The sequence below is a fragment of the Variovorax paradoxus genome (assembly GCF_000834655.1).
Classification (GTDB): domain Bacteria; phylum Pseudomonadota; class Gammaproteobacteria; order Burkholderiales; family Burkholderiaceae_C; genus Variovorax; species Variovorax paradoxus_F.
On the sequence record NZ_JXQQ01000015.1, the window covers coordinates 15,223 to 37,613 of the forward strand.

Annotated in this window: 21 protein-coding genes; 18 read left to right on the plus strand and 3 right to left on the minus strand. The window is 66.0% G+C overall.

What is annotated here, in order from left to right; translation table 11 throughout:
- Window positions 1-57: 57 nt before the first annotated feature.
- Entirely contained in the window at window positions 58-2,328 is a 2,271-nt protein-coding gene (gene rnr, locus RT97_RS07595; protein WP_253278176.1) for a ribonuclease R, read from the plus strand.
- 48 nt (window positions 2,329-2,376) lie between these two features.
- The gene (locus RT97_RS07600) at window positions 2,377-3,144 is read left to right on the plus strand and encodes an SDR family oxidoreductase (RefSeq protein WP_042578181.1); all 768 of its coding nucleotides are present in this window, start codon (window positions 2,377-2,379) and stop codon (window positions 3,142-3,144) included.
- 7 nt (window positions 3,145-3,151) lie between these two features.
- On the opposite strand, the gene RT97_RS07605 is transcribed toward RT97_RS07600, so the two are convergent.
- Window positions 3,152-4,612, minus strand: coding sequence for an NAD(P)H-hydrate dehydratase (locus RT97_RS07605; protein ID WP_042578182.1), 1,461 nt, complete (start codon window positions 4,610-4,612; stop codon window positions 3,152-3,154).
- A gap of 30 nt (window positions 4,613-4,642) precedes the next feature.
- Here RT97_RS07605 and RT97_RS07610 point away from each other — a divergent pair, with 30 nt between their 5' ends.
- Complete coding sequence (locus RT97_RS07610) at window positions 4,643-5,071, plus strand: hypothetical protein (protein WP_042578183.1); 429 nt, start codon at window positions 4,643-4,645, stop codon at window positions 5,069-5,071.
- Here the strand turns inward: RT97_RS07610 and RT97_RS07615 are convergent.
- Both RT97_RS07615 and RT97_RS07620 read right to left on the minus strand, forming a co-directional pair.
- Window positions 5,061-6,314, minus strand: a complete 1,254-nt coding sequence (locus RT97_RS07615) for a D-amino acid dehydrogenase (RefSeq protein WP_042578184.1) — start codon at window positions 6,312-6,314, stop codon at window positions 5,061-5,063. The genes RT97_RS07610 and RT97_RS07615 overlap by 11 nt on opposite strands.
- A gap of 55 nt (window positions 6,315-6,369) precedes the next feature.
- Window positions 6,370-7,695: an amidase gene (locus tag RT97_RS07620; RefSeq protein WP_042578185.1), complete on the minus strand. Its 1,326-nt coding sequence runs from the start codon at window positions 7,693-7,695 to the stop codon at window positions 6,370-6,372.
- Window positions 7,696-7,907: 212 nt separating this feature from the next.
- Between RT97_RS07620 and rpsB the strand changes: the two genes are divergently transcribed.
- From rpsB to rnhB, 15 genes are all read left to right on the plus strand, one after another.
- Window positions 7,908-8,663, plus strand: a complete 756-nt coding sequence (rpsB, locus tag RT97_RS07625) for a 30S ribosomal protein S2 (protein WP_042578186.1) — start codon at window positions 7,908-7,910, stop codon at window positions 8,661-8,663.
- A gap of 81 nt (window positions 8,664-8,744) precedes the next feature.
- The gene (tsf, locus tag RT97_RS07630; RefSeq protein ID WP_042578187.1) at window positions 8,745-9,668 is read left to right on the plus strand and encodes a translation elongation factor Ts; all 924 of its coding nucleotides are present in this window, start codon (window positions 8,745-8,747) and stop codon (window positions 9,666-9,668) included.
- A 96-nt stretch (window positions 9,669-9,764) separates the two neighbouring features.
- Complete coding sequence (pyrH, locus tag RT97_RS07635; RefSeq protein ID WP_042578188.1) at window positions 9,765-10,487, plus strand: UMP kinase; 723 nt, start codon at window positions 9,765-9,767, stop codon at window positions 10,485-10,487.
- A gap of 11 nt (window positions 10,488-10,498) precedes the next feature.
- The gene (gene frr / locus RT97_RS07640; RefSeq protein ID WP_042578189.1) at window positions 10,499-11,059 is read left to right on the plus strand and encodes a ribosome recycling factor; all 561 of its coding nucleotides are present in this window, start codon (window positions 10,499-10,501) and stop codon (window positions 11,057-11,059) included.
- Window positions 11,060-11,067: 8 nt separating this feature from the next.
- Complete coding sequence (uppS, locus tag RT97_RS07645; RefSeq protein WP_042578190.1) at window positions 11,068-11,787, plus strand: polyprenyl diphosphate synthase; 720 nt, start codon at window positions 11,068-11,070, stop codon at window positions 11,785-11,787.
- A gap of 21 nt (window positions 11,788-11,808) precedes the next feature.
- Window positions 11,809-12,654 (plus strand): phosphatidate cytidylyltransferase, encoded by an 846-nt coding sequence (locus RT97_RS07650; protein WP_042578191.1) that lies wholly within the window; start codon window positions 11,809-11,811, stop codon window positions 12,652-12,654.
- On the plus strand, window positions 12,651-13,838 hold the full coding sequence (gene ispC, locus RT97_RS07655) for a 1-deoxy-D-xylulose-5-phosphate reductoisomerase (RefSeq protein WP_042578192.1): 1,188 nt from the start codon (window positions 12,651-12,653) through the stop codon (window positions 13,836-13,838). The genes RT97_RS07650 and ispC overlap by 4 nt, the downstream gene beginning before the upstream one ends.
- 24 nt (window positions 13,839-13,862) lie before the next feature.
- The gene (gene rseP, locus RT97_RS07660) at window positions 13,863-15,233 is read left to right on the plus strand and encodes an RIP metalloprotease RseP (RefSeq protein ID WP_042578193.1); all 1,371 of its coding nucleotides are present in this window, start codon (window positions 13,863-13,865) and stop codon (window positions 15,231-15,233) included.
- A gap of 39 nt (window positions 15,234-15,272) precedes the next feature.
- The gene (bamA, locus tag RT97_RS07665; RefSeq protein ID WP_042578194.1) at window positions 15,273-17,708 is read left to right on the plus strand and encodes an outer membrane protein assembly factor BamA; all 2,436 of its coding nucleotides are present in this window, start codon (window positions 15,273-15,275) and stop codon (window positions 17,706-17,708) included.
- On the plus strand, window positions 17,709-18,254 hold the full coding sequence (locus RT97_RS07670; RefSeq protein ID WP_042578195.1) for an OmpH family outer membrane protein: 546 nt from the start codon (window positions 17,709-17,711) through the stop codon (window positions 18,252-18,254). It begins immediately after the preceding gene.
- Between the two features lie 14 nt (window positions 18,255-18,268).
- Entirely contained in the window at window positions 18,269-19,246 is a 978-nt protein-coding gene (lpxD, locus tag RT97_RS07675) for a UDP-3-O-(3-hydroxymyristoyl)glucosamine N-acyltransferase (protein ID WP_042578196.1), read from the plus strand.
- 2 nt (window positions 19,247-19,248) lie between these two features.
- A complete protein-coding gene (fabZ, locus tag RT97_RS07680; RefSeq protein WP_253278177.1) occupies window positions 19,249-19,716 on the plus strand; it encodes a 3-hydroxyacyl-ACP dehydratase FabZ in 468 nt (155 codons plus the stop codon).
- A 28-nt stretch (window positions 19,717-19,744) separates the two neighbouring features.
- On the plus strand, window positions 19,745-20,533 hold the full coding sequence (lpxA, locus tag RT97_RS07685; protein ID WP_042578252.1) for an acyl-ACP--UDP-N-acetylglucosamine O-acyltransferase: 789 nt from the start codon (window positions 19,745-19,747) through the stop codon (window positions 20,531-20,533).
- 10 nt (window positions 20,534-20,543) lie between these two features.
- Window positions 20,544-21,692: a lipid-A-disaccharide synthase gene (gene lpxB, locus RT97_RS07690; RefSeq protein WP_080898224.1), complete on the plus strand. Its 1,149-nt coding sequence runs from the start codon at window positions 20,544-20,546 to the stop codon at window positions 21,690-21,692.
- Window positions 21,664-22,383 carry a ribonuclease HII gene (gene rnhB, locus RT97_RS07695; protein ID WP_042578254.1) on the plus strand — a complete coding sequence of 240 codons (720 nt, stop codon included), beginning with the start codon at window positions 21,664-21,666 and terminating at the stop codon, window positions 22,381-22,383. The genes lpxB and rnhB overlap by 29 nt, the downstream gene beginning before the upstream one ends.
- The last annotated feature ends 8 nt before the right edge of the window (window positions 22,384-22,391 follow it).

The following is a 22,391-nucleotide window of genomic DNA, read 5'->3' on the forward strand; positions in this document are numbered from 1 at the left end:
GTTTTGAATTTCAGGAAAGAAGGAGATCATATCAAAAATAATGTCAATTCCAGCGGCTTGCTGGACGAATTCGAAGGCACTGTTCAAGGACATCGCGACGGTCACGGCTTCGTGCAACGCGATGACGGCGAGGCAGACATCTACCTGCCCCCGAACGAGATGCGTGCGGTGTTGCACAAGGACCGCGTCAAGGCGCGCGTCGTGCGCCAGGACCGCCGCGGTCGTCCCGAAGGACGCGTGGTCGAGATCGTCGAGCGTCCCGAGCAGCCGATCATCGGCCGCCTGTTGCACGAGGGGGGCATCTGGCTCGTAGCCCCTGAAGACAAGCGCTACGGGCAGGATGTCCTGATCCCCAAGGGCGCGACCGGTCCCGCCAAGGTGGGGCAGGTTGTCGTGGTGCAGCTCACCGAGCCGCCGGCGCTGTTCGGTCAACCTGTCGGCCGCGTGAGGGAAGTGCTGGGCGAGATCGACGACCCCGGCATGGAGATAGAGATCGCGGTGCGCAAGTACGGCGTACCGCACGAGTTTTCCGCGGAATGCCTGGCCGAAGCCAAGGCCTTGCCCGAGAAGGTTCGCCCCGCCGACAAGAAGGGCCGCGTCGACCTCACCGACATCCCGCTCGTCACCATCGACGGCGAAGACGCCCGCGACTTCGACGACGCCGTGTACTGCGAGCCCGCCAAGGTGGGCCGTGGCAAGGGCTGGCGATTGCTGGTCGCGATCGCTGACGTCAGCGCCTATGTGCAGACCGGCTCGGCGATCGACATCGATGCCTACGACCGCGCCACCAGCGTCTACTTTCCGCGCCGCGTCATCCCGATGCTGCCCGAGAAGCTCTCGAACGGCCTGTGCTCGCTGAACCCCGAGGTCGAGCGCCTGTGCATGGTGTGCGACATGCTCGTGGCTGCCGACGGCGAGATCTACGCGTACCAGTTCTACCCGGCCGTGATGTTCAGCCACGCGCGCTTCACGTACACCGAAGTGGCCGCGATCCTTGGCAACACGCGCGGCCCCGAAGCCGCCAAGCGCAAGGACCGCGTCAAGGATCTGCTGAACCTCGCCGACGTCTACAAGGCCCTGCTCAAGCAGCGCGGCAAACGCGGCGCGGTCGACTTCGAAACGACCGAGACGCAGATCATCTGCGACGACGCCGGCCGCATCGAGAAGATCGTGCCGCGCACGCGCAACGAGGCGCACCGGCTCATCGAAGAGGCGATGCTCGCGGCCAACGTCTGCAGCGCCGACTTCATCGCCGAAGGCAAGCACCCGGGCCTGTTCCGCGTGCATGAAGGCCCGACGCCCGAGAAGAAAGAAATCCTGCGCGGCTATCTGAAGGCCATGGGCGTCGGCCTCAGCATCACCGACGATCCGAAGCCCGGTGAATTCCAGGCAATCGCCGAAGCCACCAAGGAGCGCCCCGACGCGCAGCAGATCCACACCATGCTGCTGCGCTCGATGCAGCAGGCCATCTACACGCCGTTCAACAGCGGCCACTTCGGCCTGGCGTACGAGGCGTACACGCATTTCACGAGCCCGATCCGTCGCTACCCAGACCTCTTGGTGCATCGCGTGATCAAGGCGATCCTCACGAAGACGCGCTACCAGCTGCCGATGCTGCCGACGCCGGGCGAAGCGCATGCCAAGCTGGCCAAGCGCCTGGCCTCGCGCGTGAAGGCGCCGACGACCAAGCCGCAGAAGGCGACCATCGCGCCCACCAAGGAAGTGCTGGCCTGGGAAGCCGCGGGCCTGCATTGCAGCGCCAACGAGCGCCGCGCCGACGAAGCCAGCCGCGACGTCGAGGCCTGGCTCAAGTGCAAGTACATGCGCGAGCATCTGGGCGAGGAATATGGCGGCGTGGTCACCGCGGCCACGACCTTCGGCATCTTCGTCACGCTCGATGCGATGTACGTCGAAGGCCTCGTCCACATCACCGAGCTCGGCGGCGAATACTTCAAGTTCGACGAAATGCGCCAGGAACTGCGCGGCGAGCGCACCGGCATTCGCTACGCCATCGGCACGCGCGTGCGGGTGCAGGTGAGCCGCGTCGACCTGGATGGCCGCAAGATCGACTTCCGCCTCGTGCGCGAGGGCGAAGACCTCACGGCACGCGCCATGAAGGACAAGGGTGCCGGCTCCGGCGGTGTGCCTGTCAAGGCATCGGCCAAGCGTGGTTCGCGCCACAAGGCGGAGGCGGCCTCCAGCGATCAGCGCGCGGACCGCAGCACGGCCGCGGTTGCCGCCGGGCCGCAGTCGGCGATGCAGGCCTTCAAGTCGGCGGTCAAGAAGGCCGCCAACAAGATGAAGGGGCGCAAGCCTCGCCGCGGATGACCCCGACGGAACCCATACGACAGACAAGCCGAGAAGGAGACATTGAGCATGAGCGTTGAAAGCAACAACAAGGGCCGCATCGCGATCGTCACCGGCGCGGGCACCGGCATCGGTCGGGCCGCCGCGCTGGCGCTGCTGGGCGACGGCTGGAGCGTGGTCCTCGCGGGCCGTCGCCTCGAACCGCTGGAGCAGGTGGCCGAGGAGTCCGGCGCTGGTGCGCGCGCCTTCGCGGTGCCGACCGATGTGTCGAATGCGGAATCGGTGCAGGCGCTGTTCGCGGCTACCGTCGAGCGCTACGGGCGCGTCGATCTGCTGTTCAACAACGCCGGCGTGGGCAACCCGCCGGGCCCGTTCGAAGACTGGACGCCCGCGCAGTGGCAGGGCGTCGTCGACATCAACCTCACCGGCATGTTCTTCTGCATCCAGCAGGCGTTCCGCACGATGAAGGCGCAGGTGCCGATGGGCGGCCGCATCATCAACAACGGCTCCATCTCGGCGACCGCACCGCGTCCGAACTCGATTGCGTACACGGCGACCAAGCATGCGGTCGAAGGGCTGACCAAGACCGCGTCGCTCGATGGCCGCAAGTACGACATCGCCGTGGGTCAGGTCGACGTGGGCAACGCAATGACCGAGCTGGCCGCGCGCATGGCCAAGGGCGTGCCGCAGGCGAATGGCGAACTCGCGATCGAGCCGCTGATCGACGTCAAGATCGTGGGCCAGTCGGTGCTCTACATGGCGAACCTGCCGCTGGAAGCCAACGTGCTGTTCCACACCATCATGGCGACGAAGATGCCCTTCGTCGGGCGCGGCTAGGAAGCTGTCAGACGGGCGCCCGGCGTGCGAGCGTGCCCGCCGTGAGCGGGGCCGCATCGGCCGGCCAGGCGTCGGCGATGTGGCCGTGTCTCCAGACGGCCTCGCATGCTGCTTCGAAGGCCGGTCGCTGTGCTGCGAGCGCGGCGCCGATCATGCCGGCGAGCACGTCGCCGGTCCCGGCGGTTGCAAGCCGCGCGTTGCCCGTCAGGTTAAGCACCGCCGGCGCGCCGCCGCCGTCGGCGATCACTGTTCCCGAGCCCTTGAGCACGGCGACGACGCCGAAGCGCGACGCGAGCTGGCGGGCCGCTGCCAACCGATCTGCCTGAATGTCGCCGGCTGTGCAGCCGAGGAGGCGCGCCGCTTCCAGTGGATGCGGCGTGATCACGGTCGGTCGCCCACGCCGCGCACGTGATGAGAGTTGGGCCTGCAACGCACTATCGGTTGCGATGGCGTTGAGGGCGTCGGCATCGAGCACCAGGGCGGCGGCCGTCGCGAGCACGCGTGGCAGCACCGAGCGAACGTCCGTGCCGCCGCCGCAGCCGCAGACTGCAGTCATGCCCGAGAGATCGAGCTCGCTGGCGTCCCGGAGCATCAGCTCGGGTTGCGCCGCGTCCACGGGCGCAGCGCTGGGGCCGAGCAAACCGACGAACACCCGGCCGGCGCCCGCGTGCAGCGCGGCCGATCCGGCCAGCAACGCGGCGCCCGCCATGCCCGAGGCCCCTCCGATCACCGCGACATCGCCGTAGCTGCCCTTGTGCGATGCGTGGGTGCGCAGCTGTGCCTTGGGCGCGCCTGCCAGGCGCGCGGTCGAAGGCTCGGCGGTGTTGCCGCCGGCCAGGTCGTCGAACCACACCGTGCCCGCTGCATCGCGGCCGTGTGCGGTGAAGAGGCCGGGCTTCAGGGTGAGGAAGGTCACGCAGACGCGGACCGTGTCCGGATGGGCGCCGATGCTGCCCGACAGCACTCCGGTGTCCGCATTCAGTCCCGACGGCACATCGACGCTGAGCACCGGCTGGCCCGATGCATCCATCTCGCGCAGCCAATCGGCCATCACGCCGTCGGGCGGCCGGGTCGATCCAATGCCCAGCAGCGCATCGATTGCCAACTCGTATTCGGCGGGCGGCTTCTGCGCAAAGATGACGCCGGCGTCGCGGGCCCGCTCCAGCGATACCTTGGCATCGGGCGGCAGCCGGCTCTCGTCGCCCACGAAGGTGACGATCGGCATGAAGCCCCGGTGCTGAAGCTGCGCCGCGGCTTCGAAGCCGTCGCCGCCGTTGTTGCCCGGCCCGCACGCGATCCAGATCGTGCGCGCGTGCGGCGCGATCGCCATCGCGAGCCGCGCCACGGCGAGGCCGGCGCGCTGCATCAGCGTGTGGGCGGGCAGGGCGGCGACTGCGGCCTGTTCGATGCGGCGCGTTGCCGCGATGTCGAACAGGTTCGCGACGGTGGCGGAGGTGATGCGGTGCATCGAGGCATTTTGCCGTCCTATGATCGACGGATGAAGCTCAAGAGCCTTGGCTGGGTGCTGGTCCTGCTGCTCGCGGGAATCGTCTTTTTCGTGATTGCGACGATGGCATGGATCGGTGGCGTGGCGTGGTCGCTCGGTCTGCTGGGCGTCGTGTGGGGTGGGTTCCTGTTGGCGGAGCGGAAGCGCTGGGTGCCGCTGCGCGATGTGGCTTGGGTCGCAGGTGTCGCCTACGGCGTGGGCGTAATCCGCTGGTTCGACCTGCCGGCAGAGGGGCTGTCCTTCATTCAGCGTTGGCTGATGATGGGTGCGGATCTGCTTTGTCTTGTCTTCTTTGCATTCGTGGCGCCCGCGCTGTTGGCGTGGGTCGCCCAGAAGCTCAGGCCGGCAGCGCAGCCCGACCTGCCGGTCGAGCAGCCGCCAAGTCCCGAAATGCTTCGGCGGTGGGGCCCTAGAGACTGAGCCGTTCGACGCCCAGGCCTTCGAGATCGACGCCCGGATCGCGTCCGCCGATCAGGTCGCCCAGCACCCGCGCGCTGCCGCACGACAGCGCCCAGCCGCTCGAGCCGTGCCCGAGGTTGAGCCACACGCCGGGAATGCCGCTGGCGCCCAGCACCGGGGGGCCGTCGGGCAGCATCGGCCGCGCGCCTTTCCATTGCTGCACGCCCGATTGCAGCGTGGCCGCGCCGGGAAACCAGTCGTGCAGCACCTTGTAGAGCGTCTGGATCGCAGCCGGATTCATCGTGTCGAGCGAGCCGCCGATTTCGGCGCTGCCGGCCACGCGCACACGCTGGCCCAGGCGCGAGATGGCGACCTTGTAGCGCTCGTCCATCACCGCGCTGCGCGGCGCATTGAGCGGCTCGCGGACCGGCGCGCTGACCGAGTGCCCGTAGACCGGTGCGAGCGGAATCCGCAAGCCCAGCGGCCTCAGCAGCGTCGCCGAGGCCAGGCCGGCGCACACGACGACCGCGTCGAAGCGCAGTGCCTCCGAACCGCTGGCCAGCGACAGCGAGGTGGGCGCCGCGCGGCTGAGCGGTGCGATGTCGCAGTTGAAATGAAACTGCGCGCCGTGCGCCTCGGCCTCCCACTTGAGCAGCAGCGCGAACTGGCGGCAGTTGGCGACTTCGTCTTCAGGCAGGTGGATGGCGCCCGCAAGTGGCGTGTCGGCGTTGAGCGCAGGTTCGATCCGGCGGGCCTCGTCGGCATCGACTTCGCGAAACACGCTGCCGGCTGTGCGCAGCACTTCGAGGCCGGGTTGGATCAGCTTTTTCTCGCGCTTGGAGCGCAGCAGCACGAGGTAGCCGTCGCTGCGCTCGTAGCTCAGTTCGCGCGCCTCGCTCACTTCGTGCAGACGGGTGCGACTGTAGAAGGCCAAGCGCTGCATGCGGGCGCGGTTGGCCAGGTATGTCTCGAGCTTGCAGGCCTTTTGCCAGCGAGACATCCAGCCCAGGTCGCGTGCGCCGAGCGGCCAGCGCAGCTTGATGGCGCCGTGCGAGGAGAGCAGCGAGCGCAGCACCTTCATGCGCATGCCCGGCGCGGCCCACGGCGTGACGTAGCCCGGCGCGACAACGCCGGCGTTGGCGAAGCTGGCTTCTTCGGCCGCGGCGCCGCGGCGCTCGAACACGGTCACTTCATGGCCGTCGGAGACCAGTTCCCAGGCGGTGGTGACGCCGATGATGCCGGCGCCCACGATCGCGATTTTCATTGATTGTTCAGAGGTAAAGGAGACGGCTGACGCCCGTGGAGAGAGGCGTGGACAGCTATTGGTTTTGCAGCGCCCGCTCCGCCTGCAGGGCGATGGCGAGCACGGCGTCATCATGCAGCCCGGCGTGCCACAGCATCAGGCCGACCGGCAATTCGCCCGCGGCGTGGCAGGGCAACGAGATGGCGCAGCCGTCGAGCATGTTGACGATCGACGGATTGCGCAGCAGCAGCGCATTGACGCGGAAGAATTCATCGTCGCGTTCAGCGCCCGGCGCCACGCTGGCGATGGACGGCGCGATGAGCGGCACGGTCGGCGAGAGCACGGCGTCGAAGGGCGCCAGCGCCGTCTCGACGCGGGCGATCCAGTCGCGACGGGCATTGATGAGGTCGATGTATTCGTGCGCCTTCATTGCGGCGCCGCGCAGGATGCGCTGGGCCACGCGAGGGTCGTAGCCCGCGCCGCTGCGCTCCAGCAGCAGGCGGTGCCAGGCGTGCGATTCGGCTGCCGAGAAGCCGCCGGTGGCATTGATGGATGGCAGGTCAGCCAGTTCGGGTAACTCGATTTCATCGATGCGGGCGCCTGCGGCGCGAAGCGTCTTCAGCGTGCGTTCGAAGGTGGCAGCCACGGCCGGCTCGATGCCGTCGAAAAATACGTTCTTGACGACGGCCAATCTGTAGGCGGCGAGTGGCGCGGTGCCTGCAGTCACGCGGCGCGCTGCGAGGATTTCGTGCGCGGTGATCGCGTCGCGCACCGAGCGCGTCATGGCGCAGACGGTGTCGAGCGTGGTCGACAGCGGCAGCGCGCCGTCGGTGGGCACCAGGCGGGCCGTGCTCTTGAAGCCGACGATGCCGTTCAGCGCGGCCGGGATGCGGATCGAGCCTCCGGTGTCCGAGCCCAGGCCGATGAAGGCTGCGCCGCTGGCCACGGAGATCGCCGCGCCCGAAGACGAGCCGCCGGGGATGCGCGGGGTAGCCTTGTCGCTCACGTTCATGGGCGTCCCGTGATGCGGGTTGGTGCCGACGCCCGAGAAGGCGAATTCGCTCATGTTCGTGCGGCCCGTGGGCACGCCGCCCGCAGCGCGGAGCCGTGCCACTGCAACGGCGTCGGCCTTGGCGGCCGGCGCATGGGACAGGACGACGGACCCTGCGGGCGTCGCCTGGCCGGCGATGTCGAAAAGGTCCTTGGAGGTGAAGGCGAGGCCGGCGAGCCTGCTGTCGGGATTCGCCTGGGCAGCGTCCCGGCGGGCCTCGTCGAACATCGTGCGGGTGAAAACGTGGGCGCAGGCCGGGGACTGGGAGATTTCGATGGCGCGCGCCATTTCGGTGCGTGCATCGGAGCCACCTGCCTGAAGGGTGAGACGGGTGGCGTGAAGGTCGTTCATGGGTGGCTGCGGGTGCCGTGGGCGGCTCGGTTCAAGGGGGAAAGAGGGGCTGCGGCCGTGCTATACTCTTTGGGTTTCGCTGGTCGAGCGACGGCTCCCGTTGCATCCAGCCAAACACATCCGCAAACCGGCCCAATCAAGGTGTTGTGACTCCATTCGAAAGGAGCGCAAAACGGGCTGGATTTTAGACCCAACCTTTGGAGTAATTTCTAATGTCTACCACCATGCGCGAAATGCTGGAAGCCGGTGTCCATTTCGGTCACCAAACCCGCTTCTGGAACCCCAAGATGGCCCCGTTCATCTTCGGCCATCGCAACAAGATCCACATCATCAACCTGGAAAAGTCGCTCCCGATGTTCCAGGACGCGATGAAGTACGCCAAGCAACTCACGGCCAACCGCGGCACGATCCTGATGGTCGGCACGAAGCGCCAGGCCCGTGAAATCGTCGCTGCGGAAGCCCGCCGCGCCGGCGTGCCTTTCGTCGACACCCGCTGGCTCGGCGGCATGCTGACCAACTTCAAGACCGTCAAGACCTCGATCAAGCGTCTGAAGGACATGAAGGCCCAGCAGGAAGCCGGCCTTGACAGTCTGAGCAAGAAAGAACAGCTCACCTTCTCACGCGAAATCGAGAAGCTCGAGAAGGACATCGGCGGCATTCAGGACATGACCGCGCTGCCCGACGCCATCTTCGTGATCGACGTGGGCTTCCACAAGATCGCCGTGGCCGAAGCCAAGAAGCTCGGCATTCCGCTGATCGGCGTGGTTGACTCCAACCACTCGCCCGAAGGCATCGACTACGTGATCCCCGGCAACGACGACTCGTCCAAGGCCGTCACGCTGTACGCGCGCGGCATCGCCGACGCGATCATCGAAGGCCGCAACAGCGCCACCGGTGACGTGGTCAAGGCAATCGCCGAAGGCAGCAGCGACGAGTTCGTCGAAGTCGAAGAAGGCGCTTCGGCCTGATCGGTTCTTTCGCGAGCCTGAAGAAGGGGCTTTGGTGCCCCTTTTTTTTAACCTGATTTTTGGATTTACGGAGATACACAAATGGCTGCAATCACCGCAAGCATGGTCGGCGAACTGCGCGCAAAGACCGACGCGCCGATGATGGAATGCAAGAAGGCCCTGACGGAGGCCGAAGGCAACATGGAAAAGGCCGAAGAGCTGCTGCGCATCAAGCTCGGCAACAAGGCTGGCAAGGCATCGGGTCGCATTACGGCTGAAGGCGTTGTGACCGCATTCGTCGACGGCGCTGCAGGCGGCATGATCGAAATCAACTGCGAAACCGACTTCGTCACCAAGAACGACAGCTTCCTGGCCCTGGCCAATGCTGCTGCGATGCTGGTCGCCAAGAACAACCCCGCGGACATCGCCGCGCTGGGCGCGCTGCCCTATGAGCAAGACGGCTTCGGCCCCACGCTCGAAGACGTGCGCAAGGGCCTGATCGGCAAGATCGGCGAGAACATGAGCTTCCGCCGCTTCAAGCATTTCACGGGCAACGGCAAGCTGGCTTCGTACCTGCACGGCACGCGCATCGGCGTCATGGTCGAGTTCGAGGGCGACGACACGTCGGCCAAGGACGTCGCGATGCACATCGCCGCCATGAAGCCGGTCGCCATCCAGGCGTCGGACGTGCCTGCCGACCTGATCGAGAAAGAGCGCGCCGTTGCCGCCGGCAAGGCCGAGGAAGACCGCAAGACGGCCGAAGCCGAGGGCAAGAAGCCGCAGCCGGCCGACATCGTTGCCAAGCGCATCGAAGGCGGCGTGCAGAAGTACCTCAAGGAAGTCTCGCTGCACAACCAGCCGTTCGTGAAGAACGACAAGCAGACCGTCGAGCAGATGCTCAAGGCCGCCAACACCTCGATCAAGGGTTTCACCCTGTACGTGGTGGGCGAAGGCATCGAGAAGAAGGTCGACGACTTCGCCGCCGAAGTGGCCGCGCAAGTTGCAGCAGCCAAGGCCGCTGCTTAAGCCATAAGGCTTCCAACGACGGCGCGTGCTCGCGTGCCGTCGTTTTTTCATCGCTACGTTTTACACTCGTCACCGCCAACTCAAAGGAAATTGCCCATGTCTGATGCCCGCCCAGCCCACAAGCGAATCTTGTTGAAGCTGTCGGGAGAGGCATTGATGGGCGATGACGCCTTCGGCATCAACCGGGCGACCATCGTTCGCATGGTCCAGGAAGTGGCCGAGGTGGTGAACATGGGCGTCCAGGTGGCAGTCGTGATCGGCGGCGGCAACATCTTCCGCGGCGTTGCCGGCGGCTCGGTCGGCATGGACCGCGCCACCGCCGACTACATGGGCATGCTGGCCACCGTCATGAATTCGCTGGCGCTGGCCGATGCAATGGACAAGCAGGGCCTCGTGGCCCGTGTGATGTCCGCCATCGCGATCGAGCAGGTCGTCGAACCCTATGTGCGCCCCAAGGCCCTGCAGTACCTCGAAGAGGGCAAGGTCGTGGTGTTCGCAGCCGGTACCGGCAATCCGTTCTTCACCACCGATACGGCTGCTGCGCTGCGCGGTGCCGAGATCGGCGCCGAGCTGGTGCTTAAGGCGACCAAGGTGGATGGCGTCTATTCCGCCGACCCCAAGACCAACCCCGACGCAACGCGCTACGTCTCGCTCAGTTTCGACGAGGCGATCGCAAAGAATCTCGGCATCATGGACGCCACGGCCTTCGCGCTGTGCCGCGACCAGAAGCTGCCGATCAAGGTGTTCTCGATCCTCAAGAACGGCGCGTTCAAGCGCGTCGTGATGGGCGAGGACGAGGGCACGCTGGTGCATGCCTAGGAGTATTTGAGATGACCATTGCAGACATTCGCAATGCGACCGACGCGAAGATGAATCAGTCGCTCGCCGCATTCCAGAACAACCTCACCAAGATCCGTACCGGCCGTGCCAATTCGGCGCTGCTCGACTCGATCCACGTCGAGTACTACGGCTCGCAGGTGCCGCTCAGCCAGGTGGCGAACGTGTCGGTGCTCGATTCGCGCACCATCAGCGTCCAGCCCTGGGAAAAGGGCATGGGCGCCAAGATCGAGAAGGCCATCCGCGAGAGCGACCTGGGCCTGAACCCTGCGTCGATGGGCGACCTGATCCGCGTGCCGCTGCCCGCCATGAGCGAAGAGCGCCGCAAGGAAATGACCAAGCTGGTCCGAAACGAAGGCGAAACCGCCAAGGTCGCCACGCGCAACCTGCGCCGCGACGCGAACGAGTCGGTCAAGAAGCTGGTGAAAGACAAGCTGGCGTCCGAGGACGACCAGAAGCGCGCCGAATCCGACATCCAGAAGGTCACCGACCGCCATATCGCGGAAATCGACCGCCTGGTCGCGGCCAAGGAAGCGGAGATCATGGCCGTTTGAGGCCTGTCATGGCCTCTTCACCGCCGCGCATTCCCCACCACGTTGCCATCGTCATGGACGGCAACGGCCGTTGGGCGACGCGGCGGTTCATGCCCCGTGTGGCGGGGCACAAGCAGGGCGTCGAATCGCTGCGGCGCTGCGTCAAGGCCTGTGCCGATCGCGGCGTGGGCGTGCTCACCGTGTTCGCGTTCTCCTCGGAGAATTGGAACCGTCCCGTCGAAGAAGTCTCCGGTTTGATGGAGCTGATGGTGGGCGCGTTGGCACGCGAAGTGCCGCGCCTGAGCCGCGATGGTGTGCGGCTGCATTTCGTCGGCGAGCGTGCTGGGCTGTCCCCCAAGCTGGTGGGCGGGCTGGTCGGTGCCGAGGAGTCGACCGCGCACAACACGCGGCTCGTGCTCAACGTCTGCTTCAACTACGGCGGACGCTGGGACATCGCCCAGGCCGCGGCCAAGCTCGCGGAGCAGGGCCTTCCGATGACCGAGATGAACATGGACCGCGCGATGGCGCTGGCCCACGTGCCCGACCCCGACCTGTTCATCCGCACCGGCGGCGAGCAGCGGCTGTCGAATTTCCTGCTCTGGCAAAGTGCCTACGCCGAGCTCTTCTTCAGCGACAAGCTCTGGCCCGAATTCGACGAGGCCGCTCTGGACGAGGCCATCGCCGCGTTCCAGAGCCGCGAACGCCGCTTCGGCCAAACCTCGGCACAGGTCTCGACGGCTGCGGCCTGAGAAGACCTCACAACTTCCCGCATGCTCAAACAACGCATCCTCACGGCGATCGTGCTGCTCGCGATCCTGCTGCCAGCGCTGTTCTATCGACACTACATTCCTTTCGCCTGCGTGATGCTCGTGCTGATCGGCGCGGCAGCGTGGGAGTGGGGGCGCCTGAACGGCTACGGACAGGGCATGTCGCTGTTCCTGGGCGCCGAGACGGTGGTGCTCTGCGGGCTTTCGTGGTGGCTGGGCCTGCTCGAACAGCCGTTGCTCCTCATGTGGACCCTGGCCAGCGCGGCCTGGGTGCTCGGCGGCGCCGCACTGCTGCGCGTGGCGGTGCCGGGCTGGCCCCGCATTCCGCGCGGGCTGCGCCTGGTGGGCGGTCTGCTCGCGCTGTGGGTCGCGTGGCTCGCCGCGGTGCAGGCCCGAATGGTCGGGATCAACTTCCTGCTGTCGATTCTGGTGCTGGTCTGGGTAGCCGACGTATTCGCCTATTTCGCGGGCCGCGCCTTCGGCCTGAAGTTCACGCGCGGCAAGCTGGCCCCGGCCATCAGCCCGGGCAAGAGCTGGGAAGGCGTGTGGGGCGGAATGATCGGCGTCGTCGTGCTGGCGTTTGCCTGGGTTTGGGCCGACCGCTACTTCGGCGCCACGGTGCCCAGCCTCTATACCCGGCTGTTCGAACGCGGCTGGTGGCTGCTGCTGATCGGCGCGGTGTTTCTCGCGGCGATGAGCGTCGTGGGCGACCTGGTCGAATCGCTGATCAAGCGCAGCGCCGGCGCCAAGGACAGCAGCCGGCTGCTCCCCGGCCACGGCGGCGTTCTCGACCGCGTGGATGCCCTCTTGCCGGCACTTCCCATTGCCATGATGCTGGCTTTCCTGTGAACACTCCCAAACAACGCGTCACCGTGCTGGGCTCGACCGGATCGGTCGGCGTCAGCACGCTCGACGTCATTGCGCGGCACCCCGAGCGCTTCGAGGTATTTGCGCTGTCGGCCGCGACCAAGGTGGACGAGATGCTCGCGCAGTGCGCGCAGTTTTCGCCTCGGTTCGCCGTCATGGCGAGCGCGCCGCACGCCGAACTGCTGGCCGAGAAGCTCGAGCAAAGCGGCCTGAAGACGCGTGTGCTGATGGGCCCGGATGCTATTGAAAACATAGCCGCGCACGAAGACGTGGATGCCGTCATGGCGGCCATCGTCGGCGCGGCCGGGCTTGGGCCGTGCCTGGCCGCGGCTCGCGCCGGCAAGCGCCTCCTGTTAGCCAACAAGGAAGCCCTGGTCGTCGGCGGCGAGCTCTTCATGCGCACGGTGCGAGAGGGCGGCGCGACGCTGCTGCCGATCGACAGCGAGCATTCGGCCATCTTCCAGTCGTTGCCCGAAGACCCGTCCACTTGGGCGCGGCGCATCGACAAGATCATCCTGACCGCTTCGGGCGGCCCGTTTCTCACCCGTTCGCCCGGCTCGCTGGGCGCCGTGACGCCCGAGCAAGCCTGCGCGCATCCGAACTGGGTCATGGGCCGCAAGATTTCGGTCGATTCGGCCACGATGATGAACAAGGCGCTCGAGGTGATCGAAGCGCGCCACCTGTTCGGCGTCTCGCCCGAGCAGATCGAGGTCGTCATCCATCCGCAGAGCGTGGTGCATTCGATGGTGCAGTTCACCGACGCCTCGGTCATCGCGCAGCTCGGCACGCCCGACATGCGGGTGCCGATCGCGGTCGGCCTGGCGTGGCCCGAGCGCATCGAGAGCGGGGCGGCGCGGCTCGATTTCCGCCAGATGGCGTCGCTGACCTTCGATGCGCCCGATGCGGCCCTGTTTCCCGGCCTGGGGCTTGCGTGGCATGCGTTGCGTGCTGCGCCCGGCACGACGGCGGTGCTCAATGCGGCCAACGAGGTCGCCGTCGAGGCTTTTCTCGACCGGCGCCTGCGTTTCGACCGAATTCATGCGGTCAACATGGAAACTTTGGAAACCGTCGCCCCCTCCAAGCCCGCATCGCTCGCCGACCTGCTGGCGCTCGACGCCAGTGCCCGGGCAGCCGCCAATGCCGCGGCGCTGCGTTTCGCGGCCTGACTTTTCCCATTCGCAGAGGACCCGATGCTCACTGTCATAGCCTTTGTGGTTGCACTCGGTGTGCTGATCGCCGTGCACGAATACGGTCATTACCGCGTCGCAGTCGCCTGCGGCGTCAAGGTGGAGCGCTTCTCGGTCGGATTCGGCAAGGCATTGTTCCGCTGGCAGCCCAAGCGCCAGCATCCGGGGCAGCAGACCGAATTCGTGATTGCTGCGTTCCCGCTGGGTGGCTACGTCAAGATGCTCGACGAGCGCGAAGGGCCGGTGGCCCCCGAGGAGCGGCACCGGGCCTTCAACACCCAGCCCCTGAAGTCGCGCGCGGCCATCGTGGCCGCTGGACCCATTGCCAACCTGCTGCTGGCGATCGCGCTTTACACGGCGGTCAACTGGATCGGCGTCGAAGAGCCGGTTGCCAGGCTGGCGCCGCCGGTGGCGGCTTCGCTGGCCGAGGCCGCGGGCTTGCGGGGCGGTGAACACGTCACGCGTGCCGGCTTCGACGGCGATCTGACGCCGGTCCAGTCCTTCGAGGACCTGCGCTGGCGCATGACCCAGGGCGCGCTCGACGCCCGCGACCTCACGCTCGAAGTGGCAGCCGAAGACGGCAAGCCCGCGCGCCAGTTGGTGCTGCCGTTGAGCCGGATGGAGGCCAAGGATGCGGATCCGCAGATGTTCCGCAAGATCGGCGTGCTCGCGCCCCTGACGCGCCCGGAGATCGGCGACGTCATGGCCGGTAGCGCCGGCGAGCAGGCGGGGCTGCGCAAGGGCGACGTGGTGCGCGCCATTGGCGATACGGTGATCCATGACGGACAGCAACTGCGCGAGGTGATCCGGGCGTCGGTCGAAGGCGATCAGCCGCGCACCCAGGCCTGGCAGATCGTGCGCGGCGGCCAGGCGCTGACGCTCCAGGTGAAGCCCGAGTTGCGCGAGGAGGGCGCCGTCAAGGTCGGCCGCATCGGCGCCTACGTCGGTGCCCCGCCCGACATGGTGACCGTGCGCCAGGGCCCGGTCGACGGCGTCTGGCGCGGCGTGGTGCGCACGTGGGAGATGTCCGCATTGACCGTTCGCATGATGGTCAAGATGGTGACCGGCCAGGCTTCGCTCAAGAACTTGAGCGGTCCGTTGACCATTGCCGACTACGCGGGCAAGTCCGCAAGCCTCGGCCTGACCCAGTACCTGATCTTCCTCGCGGTCATCAGCGTGAGCCTGGGCGTGCTCAATCTCATGCCGCTGCCGGTCCTCGATGGGGGACACCTGATGTATTATCTTTGGGAGGGCCTGACCGGCAAAAGCGTCTCTGACGCCTGGATGGAACGGCTTCAGCGCGGCGGTGTCGCCTTGTTGCTGGTCATGATGTCGGTCGCACTCTTCAACGACGTCACGCGGCTCTTTGGTTAACTTTCTGTCCGGCCCTTTCCGTGCCGGCTCAATTCTCAGATGAACAAAAACTCCAATCGCTTTCGCCTGCGTAGCGTTGTCGCGGTGGTTGCCAGTGCACTCGCAGCCACGGCAGCCTGGGCCGTCGAGCCTTTCACGGTGCGCGACATTCGCGTCGAAGGCTTGCAGCGCGTCGAGGCCGGCACGATCTTCGCGTCGCTGCCATTGCGCGTGGGCGATACCTACAGCGACGAACGCGGCTCGGCCGCCATTCGCGCGCTGTTCGACCTGGGGTTGTTCAAGGATGTCCGCATCGACGTGAACGGCAACGTGCTGGTGGTGATCGTCGAAGAGCGTCCGACCATTGCAGACGTCGATTTCGTGGGTGCCAAGGAATTCGAGAAGGCTGCGTTGCAGAAGGCGCTGCGCGAAGTCGGCCTGGCCGATGGCCGTCCCTACGACAAGGCGCTGGCCGATCGTGCGGAGCAGGAGCTCAAGCGCCAGTACGTGAGCCGCAGCCTCTACAACGCCCAGGTCGTGACGACTGTCACGCCCATCGAGCGCAACCGCGTCAACCTGACGTTCACCGTCACGGAAGGCGACTCCGCACGCATTCGCGAAGTCCATATCGTCGGCGGGAAGGCCTTCAGCGAATCGACGCTGCTGAGCCTGTTCGACCAGGACAGCGGCGGCTTCATGAGCTGGTACACCAAGTCCAACCAGTACTCGCGCGCCAAGCTCAACGCCGACCTCGAAACCCTGCGCTCGTACTACATCACGCGCGGCTACCTCGAGTTCCGCATCGATTCGACGCAGGTCGCCATCTCCCCGGACCGCAAGGACCTGTCGGTCACGGTCAACATCACCGAAGGCGAGAAGTTCGTGGTGGCGGGCGTCAAGCTCAACGGCAACTACCTTGGCCGCGACGACGAGTTCAAGTCGCTCATCACGATCAAGCCAGGCGAAGCCTACAACGGTGAACAGGTCACCGAGACCACCAAGGCTTTCAGCGACTATTTCGGCACCTTCGGCTATGCCTTCGCCCGTGTGCAGGCCGTGCCAGATATCGACCGCGTCAACAACCGCGTCACGCTCACGCTGCAGGCCGAGCCTTCGCGCCGTGTGTACGTGCGACGCGTGTCCGTCGGTGGCAACAACAAGACCCGCGACGAAGTGATTCGCCGCGAATTCCGCCAGTTCGAAGCCTCCTGGTACGACGGCGACAAGATCAAGCTCTCGCGCGACCGCGTGGACCGCCTGGGCTTCTTCACCGAAGTGAACGTCGAGACCCAGGAAGTTCCTGGCTCGCCCGACCAGGTGGACTTGACCGTCAACGTGGCTGAAAAGCCAACCGGCAGCCTGCAACTGGGTGCCGGCTATTCAAGCGCTGAAAAGGTCGCGCTGACCTTCGGCATCTCGCAGGAAAACGTGTTCGGCTCGGGCAATTTCCTGGGCGTATCGGTCAACACCAGCAAGTACAACCGTACGCTGTCGCTCACAACCACCGACCCGTACTTCACGAAGGACGGCATCTCGCGCACGATCAGCGTCTATCACACGACGACGCGTCCGTATTCGACGAACATCGATGGCGACTACAAGCTGGTCAACCAGGGCGCGTCCATTCGTTTCGGCGTGCCGTTCAGCGAAGTCGACACCGTGTTCTTCGGCGTCGGGCTCGAGCGGTATGCGTTCGATCCGAACACTTCGACGTCCTTCTCGGGGCTCTTTACGCCGCCGTCCTACCTTCGCTATTTCCAGTGCGAAAAGGATGCGACGGGCCTGTTCGTGACCGGTTGCGACCAGAAGAGCGTCTGGGGCGTGCCTCTCACTGTCGGCTGGGGCCGCGACAGCCGAGACAGCGCGCTGATCCCGACCACCGGCCGTCTGCAGCGCGCCAACCTCGAAGTCGGCGTCGCCGGCGACATGCAGTACTTCAAGACGAACTACCAGTACCAGCAGTTCTTCGCGATCAACAAGCAGTACACCTTCGCCATCAACGGCGATGTGGGCTACGCGAAGGCGCTTGGCAGCAAGGTCTACCCGATCTTCAAGAACTTCTATGCGGGTGGCCTGGGTTCGGTCCGCGGTTTCGAGCAGAACTCGCTCGGTCCGCGCGATGTGCCGCTGATCGGCCAGACCGAAGGCGCTGCACTGGGCGGTACCAAGAAGGCGGTCTTCAACGCCGAGCTGAGCACGCCGTTCCCGGGTGCGGGCAACGACCGCACGCTGCGTCTGTACGGCTTCTTCGACGTGGGCAATGTCTTCGGGTCGCGCGCGCCGGGCCTCACCGACGAGCAGTACAAGGCGCAGAAGAAGTTGCGTGCCTCGGTCGGCCTCGGCATCAGCTGGATCTCGCCGCTCGGCCCGCTGCGCCTTGCCTACGCCATCCCCGTCAAGTCCCAAAAGGAAGTGCTGGACCCCGCCACCGGCTTCATCGTGATCCCGAAGGATAGAATTCAGCGCTTGCAATTCCAGATCGGAACGTCTTTCTAAATGAAGCATTTGATTCGCGCCGCGGCTGGCGCGCTGTTGATTCCAGCTTTCGCGATCGTCGCTGCGCCTGCACAGGCGCAGGAAACCTTTCGCATCGGCTTCGTGAATCCGGACCGCGTGCTGCGTGAAGCACAACCGGCCAAGGCGGCCCAAGCCAAGCTCGAAGCCGAGTTCCTCAAGCGCGAAAAAGACCTGACCGCGCAGGGCGACGCACTGAAGACGGCCTCGGAGCGGTTCGAGCGCGAAGCGCCGACCATCTCCGAGAGCCAGCGCGCGACGCGCCAGAAGGCGCTGATCGACCAGGATCGCGAGTTCCAGCGCCGCCGCCGCGAATTCCAGGAAGACCTGAATGCGCGCAAGAACGAAGAACTCCAGCAGGTCTACGAACGCGCCAACCGCGTCGTGAAGCAGGTGGCCGAAGCTGAAAAGTACGACGCCATCCTGCAGGAAGCGATCTACATCAATCCGAAGCACGACATCACCGACAAGGTGATCAAGGCGCTCAACGCGTCGGTCGGCTCTTCAACGCCCGCGGCCGGCAAGTAGCGCCGCGAACCGGCGTGTCGCTGCAGCTCGGAGCCATCGTTGACGCCCTGGGGGGCGAGCTTCATGGAGATGCCATGCTGTCCATCGAGCGGCTCTCGCCGCTCCAGAATGCACAGCCCGATGCGCTCAGTTTCCTGAGCCATCCCAAATATCAGCAGGAACTGGCTGCTTCGAAGGCCGCCTGCGTGATCGTGTCGCCGGCCATGCAAGAGGCGGCCGCTGCGCGCGGCGCCTTCATCGTCACGCCCGATCCCTACCTCTACTTTGCGCGCCTGACGCAGCTCTGGAAGTCGCACCATGCGCGCCCGGAAGCCGATCTCATCCATCCGTCCGCCGTGATCCATCCGGAAGCCCACATCGACGCCACGGCGCGCATCGGCGCGCTCTGCGTGGTGGAGCGGGGGGCACGCATTGGTGCAGGTACCGTCCTGAAGTCGCGCGTCACTGTCAGCGAAGACTGCACGATCGGCGATCGCTGCCTGTTGCATCCGGGCGTGGTGATCGGGGCCGACGGCTTCGGCCTCGCCTTGCACCAGGGTGCCTGGGTCAAGATCGAACAGCTGGGCGCAGTGCGCATCGGCAATGACGTGGAGATCGGGGCCAACACCTGCATCGACCGCGGCGCGCTCGACGACACGGTCATCGAAGACGGCGTGAAGCTCGACAACCTGATCCAGATCGGCCACAACGTGCGCGTTGGCAAGAACACCGCCATGGCGGGCTGCGTCGGTGTGGCGGGCAGCGCCACCATCGGCGCGAACTGCACCTTCGGCGGCGGCGCCATCGTGCTGGGCCATTTGACGGTAGCCGACGGCGTGCATGTGTCCGCCGCGACCACCGTGACCCGATCGATTCACAAGTCCGGCCAGTACACCGGCATGTTCCCCATCGATGACAATGCGAGCTGGGAAAAAAATGCGGCAACGCTCAAGCAGTTGCACAGCCTGCGCGAACGACTGAAGGCGCTGGAGAAGGCTCCCCCGAAAAAATGACGATGCAGGACCAGAAAATCATGACGACGACGCTCGATATCCATCAAATCCTCAAGCTGCTTCCCCACCGCTACCCGTTCCTGCTGGTGGACCGCGTGCTGGACATGGAAAAGGGCAAGCGCATCACGGCGCTCAAGAACGTGACGATGAACGAGCCGTTCTTCAACGGTCACTTCCCGCACCGTCCGGTGATGCCAGGCGTGCTGATGCTCGAAGCCATGGCGCAGGCTGCGGCGCTGCTGTCGTTCCACTCTCTCGACATCGTGCCGGACGACAACACCGTCTACTACTTCGCCGCCATCGATGGCGCGCGCTTCAAGCGTCCCGTGGAGCCGGGTGACCAGCTCACGCTGGAAGTGGAGATCGAACGCATGAAAGCCGGCATCTCGAAGTTCAAGGGCCGCGCGCTGGTGGGCAGCGAACTGGCATGCGAAGCGACCCTGATGTGCGCCATGCGCCAGATCAGCTGATTCGGCCGCCTTCCGTCATTTGCAAGGCATGACCCAGGTTCATCCGACAGCGCTCGTCGACCCCCAGGCACAACTCGACGCCTCGGTGTCGGTAGGCCCCTATACCGTCATCGGCCCGCACGTTCGCGTCGGGGCGGGCACCACCATCGGCGCGCACTGCGTGATCGAGGGGCGTACGACCATCGGGCGCGACAATAGGATCTTTCAGTTCTCGTCGCTGGGCGCGATCCCGCAGGACAAGAAATACGCGGGTGAGCCGACCGAGCTGGTCATCGGCGACCGCAACGTCATTCGCGAGTTCTGCACCTTCAACCTCGGCGTGCCAGGGGCGGGAGGTGTGACCAGCGTAGGAAACGACAACTGGATCATGGCGTACACGCACATCGCACACGACTGCCATGTCGACAACCACACCACGCTAGCCAACCAGACGACGCTCGCTGGCCATGTGCACCTGGCCGACTGGGTCACGGTCGGCGGGCTCACCGGCATCCACCAGTTCGTTTCGGTCGGCGCGCACGCCATGGTCGGCTTCGCGAGCGCGGTCTCGCAGGACGTGCCGCCCTTCATGCTGGTCGACGGCAATCCGCTGGCAGTCCGCGGCTTCAATGTCGTGGGTCTGCGCCGGCGCGATTTCTCCGCGCAGCGGATGGCCGCGGTCAAGCAGATGCACAAGCTGCTGTACCGCCAGGGCAAGACGCTCGAAGAGGCACGCGCCGGCATCGCCGCGCTGACGGCCGAGATGCCCGAGGCGGCGGGAGACGTCGCCTTGATGGAAGACTTCCTCGCCAGCTCGACGCGCGGCATCGCGCGTTGACGTGACGCCGATGCAGACAGCCGAACAGCGACGCTTCGCGCTGGTCGCGGGCGAAGCGTCCGGCGACCTGCTCGCCGGGCTTCTACTCGACGGCTTGCAAGCTCGCTGGCCCGACCTCCAGACCGCCGGCATCGGCGGTCCACGCATGCTGGCGCATGGCTTCCAGAGCTGGTGGCCGCAGGAAAAGCTCGCGGTGCGCGGCTACATCGAGGTGCTGCGGCACTACGCCGAAATCGCCGGCATCCGCCGCCAGCTCAAGGCCCGGCTGCTGCAGGAGCGGCCCGAGCTCTTCATCGGCGTCGATGCGCCCGATTTCAACCTCGACCTCGAGGCAGCCCTGCGCAGCCAGGGCATCAAGACCGTGCACTTCGTGTGCCCCTCGATCTGGGCCTGGCGGCCGGAGCGTATCGAGAAGATCCGGGCGGCGGCCGACCACGTGCTGTGCATCTTCCCGTTCGAGCCCGAACTGCTCGAGAAGCAGGGCGTTGGCGCGAGCTACGTCGGTCACCCGATTGCCAACGTGATCCCCATGACGCCCGACCGCGCCGCGGCGCGCGCCGCGCTTGGCCTCGCGCCCGACGCGCAGATCGTCGCCTTGCTGCCCGGGAGCCGCCGCTCCGAAATCCGCTACCTGGCCGCCCGATTCTTCGCAGCCGCCGCGCTGATGCAGAAGTCCCGGCCCGAACTCCAGTTCGTGGCGCCTATCATTTCCAGCCTGCGCGCAGAGGTCGACGCGTTGCTCCAGGCCAGCGGCATGGCCGGCCGGGTGAAGCTGCTCGACGGCCAGTCGCACGCCGCGCTGGCCGCCTGCGACGCCACGCTGATCGCCAGCGGCACTGCCACCCTCGAAGCGGCGCTCTTCAAGCGGCCGATGGTCATCGCGTACAACATGAACGGGCTCTCGTGGCGCCTGATGCAGCGCAAGCAGTTGCAGCCATGGGTCGGATTGCCCAACATCCTGTGCCGCGAGTTCGTGGTGCCCGAGTTGCTGCAGGAAGCCGCCACGCCCGAGGCGCTGGCCCAGGCCACGCTGGCCTGGCTCGATGCGCCCGACCAGACCCGGGCCCTGCAACAAAGATTTTCCGAGCTGCACGTGCAATTGCAGCGCGATACGCCGACACTTTGCGCCGATGCGATCCAGAAAGTTCTTGAAGGCTGAGCAGGCCCGTTTGGTCTGGGACGCGCCAGGTCTGCTCGCTGGCGTGGACGAGGCCGGCCGGGGCCCGCTGGCGGGGCCTGTGGTGGCCGCGGCGGTGATCCTCGACGACACGCGGCCGATCCGTGGCCTGGCCGATTCCAAGACCCTCACCCCGCTGCAGCGCGAACGCCTGCACGACCAGATCCTGGCCAAGGCCCTGTGTTGCTCCGTCGCGCAGGCCAGCGTCGAGGAGATCGACACCCACAACATCCTGCAGGCCACGATGATCGCCATGCGTCGCGCCGTCGAGGGCCTGCGGCTCAAGCCCGCCAAGGTGCTGGTCGACGGCAACCGCCTGCCGACGCTGGACGTGCTGGCCGAGGCCGTGGTCAAGGGTGACGCGCTCGTCAAGGCGATTTCCGCCGCCTCGATCCTGGCCAAGGTCCATCGCGACCGGCTCTGCGAGCAGTTGCATGTCGAGTTTCCGCACTACGGTTTTGCGGGCCACAAGGGCTACGGCACGCCGGAGCACCTTGAAGCGCTGCAGAAGCACGGCGCCTGCGTGCATCACCGCAGGTCGTTCAGTCCCGTGGCCGCGGCGCTGACGCGGACGTCGACCGGCGTTCCTTTGGTCATCGAAACGCAAGCGCCGATGCCGATGGTGGTTGCAACGGTCGAAACCGTGCATCTCGACCTGCGCGCCGCGCCCTGATTCCCCAA

What these genes read in the sequence shown, in the direction of transcription:
- RT97_RS07600 (WP_042578181.1), top strand. Translation starts at nt 2,377, where the DNA reads ATGAGCGTTGAAAGCAACAACAAGGGCCGCATCGCGATCGTCACCGGC.
- RT97_RS07605 (WP_042578182.1), bottom strand. Translation starts at nt 4,612, where the DNA reads ATGCACCGCATCACCTCCGCCACCGTCGCGAACCTGTTCGACATCGCG.
- RT97_RS07610 (WP_042578183.1), top strand. Translation starts at nt 4,643, where the DNA reads ATGAAGCTCAAGAGCCTTGGCTGGGTGCTGGTCCTGCTGCTCGCGGGA.
- RT97_RS07615 (WP_042578184.1), bottom strand. Translation starts at nt 6,314, where the DNA reads ATGAAAATCGCGATCGTGGGCGCCGGCATCATCGGCGTCACCACCGCC.
- RT97_RS07620 (WP_042578185.1), bottom strand. Translation starts at nt 7,695, where the DNA reads ATGAACGACCTTCACGCCACCCGTCTCACCCTTCAGGCAGGTGGCTCC.
- rpsB (WP_042578186.1), top strand. Translation starts at nt 7,908, where the DNA reads ATGTCTACCACCATGCGCGAAATGCTGGAAGCCGGTGTCCATTTCGGT.
- tsf (WP_042578187.1), top strand. Translation starts at nt 8,745, where the DNA reads ATGGCTGCAATCACCGCAAGCATGGTCGGCGAACTGCGCGCAAAGACC.
- pyrH (WP_042578188.1), top strand. Translation starts at nt 9,765, where the DNA reads ATGTCTGATGCCCGCCCAGCCCACAAGCGAATCTTGTTGAAGCTGTCG.
- frr (WP_042578189.1), top strand. Translation starts at nt 10,499, where the DNA reads ATGACCATTGCAGACATTCGCAATGCGACCGACGCGAAGATGAATCAG.
- uppS (WP_042578190.1), top strand. Translation starts at nt 11,068, where the DNA reads ATGGCCTCTTCACCGCCGCGCATTCCCCACCACGTTGCCATCGTCATG.
- RT97_RS07650 (WP_042578191.1), top strand. Translation starts at nt 11,809, where the DNA reads ATGCTCAAACAACGCATCCTCACGGCGATCGTGCTGCTCGCGATCCTG.
- rseP (WP_042578193.1), top strand. Translation starts at nt 13,863, where the DNA reads ATGCTCACTGTCATAGCCTTTGTGGTTGCACTCGGTGTGCTGATCGCC.
- bamA (WP_042578194.1), top strand. Translation starts at nt 15,273, where the DNA reads ATGAACAAAAACTCCAATCGCTTTCGCCTGCGTAGCGTTGTCGCGGTG.
- RT97_RS07670 (WP_042578195.1), top strand. Translation starts at nt 17,709, where the DNA reads ATGAAGCATTTGATTCGCGCCGCGGCTGGCGCGCTGTTGATTCCAGCT.
- fabZ (WP_253278177.1), top strand. Translation starts at nt 19,249, where the DNA reads ATGCAGGACCAGAAAATCATGACGACGACGCTCGATATCCATCAAATC.
- lpxA (WP_042578252.1), top strand. Translation starts at nt 19,745, where the DNA reads ATGACCCAGGTTCATCCGACAGCGCTCGTCGACCCCCAGGCACAACTC.
- lpxB (WP_080898224.1), top strand. Translation starts at nt 20,544, where the DNA reads ATGCAGACAGCCGAACAGCGACGCTTCGCGCTGGTCGCGGGCGAAGCG.
- rnhB (WP_042578254.1), top strand. Translation starts at nt 21,664, where the DNA reads ATGCGATCCAGAAAGTTCTTGAAGGCTGAGCAGGCCCGTTTGGTCTGG.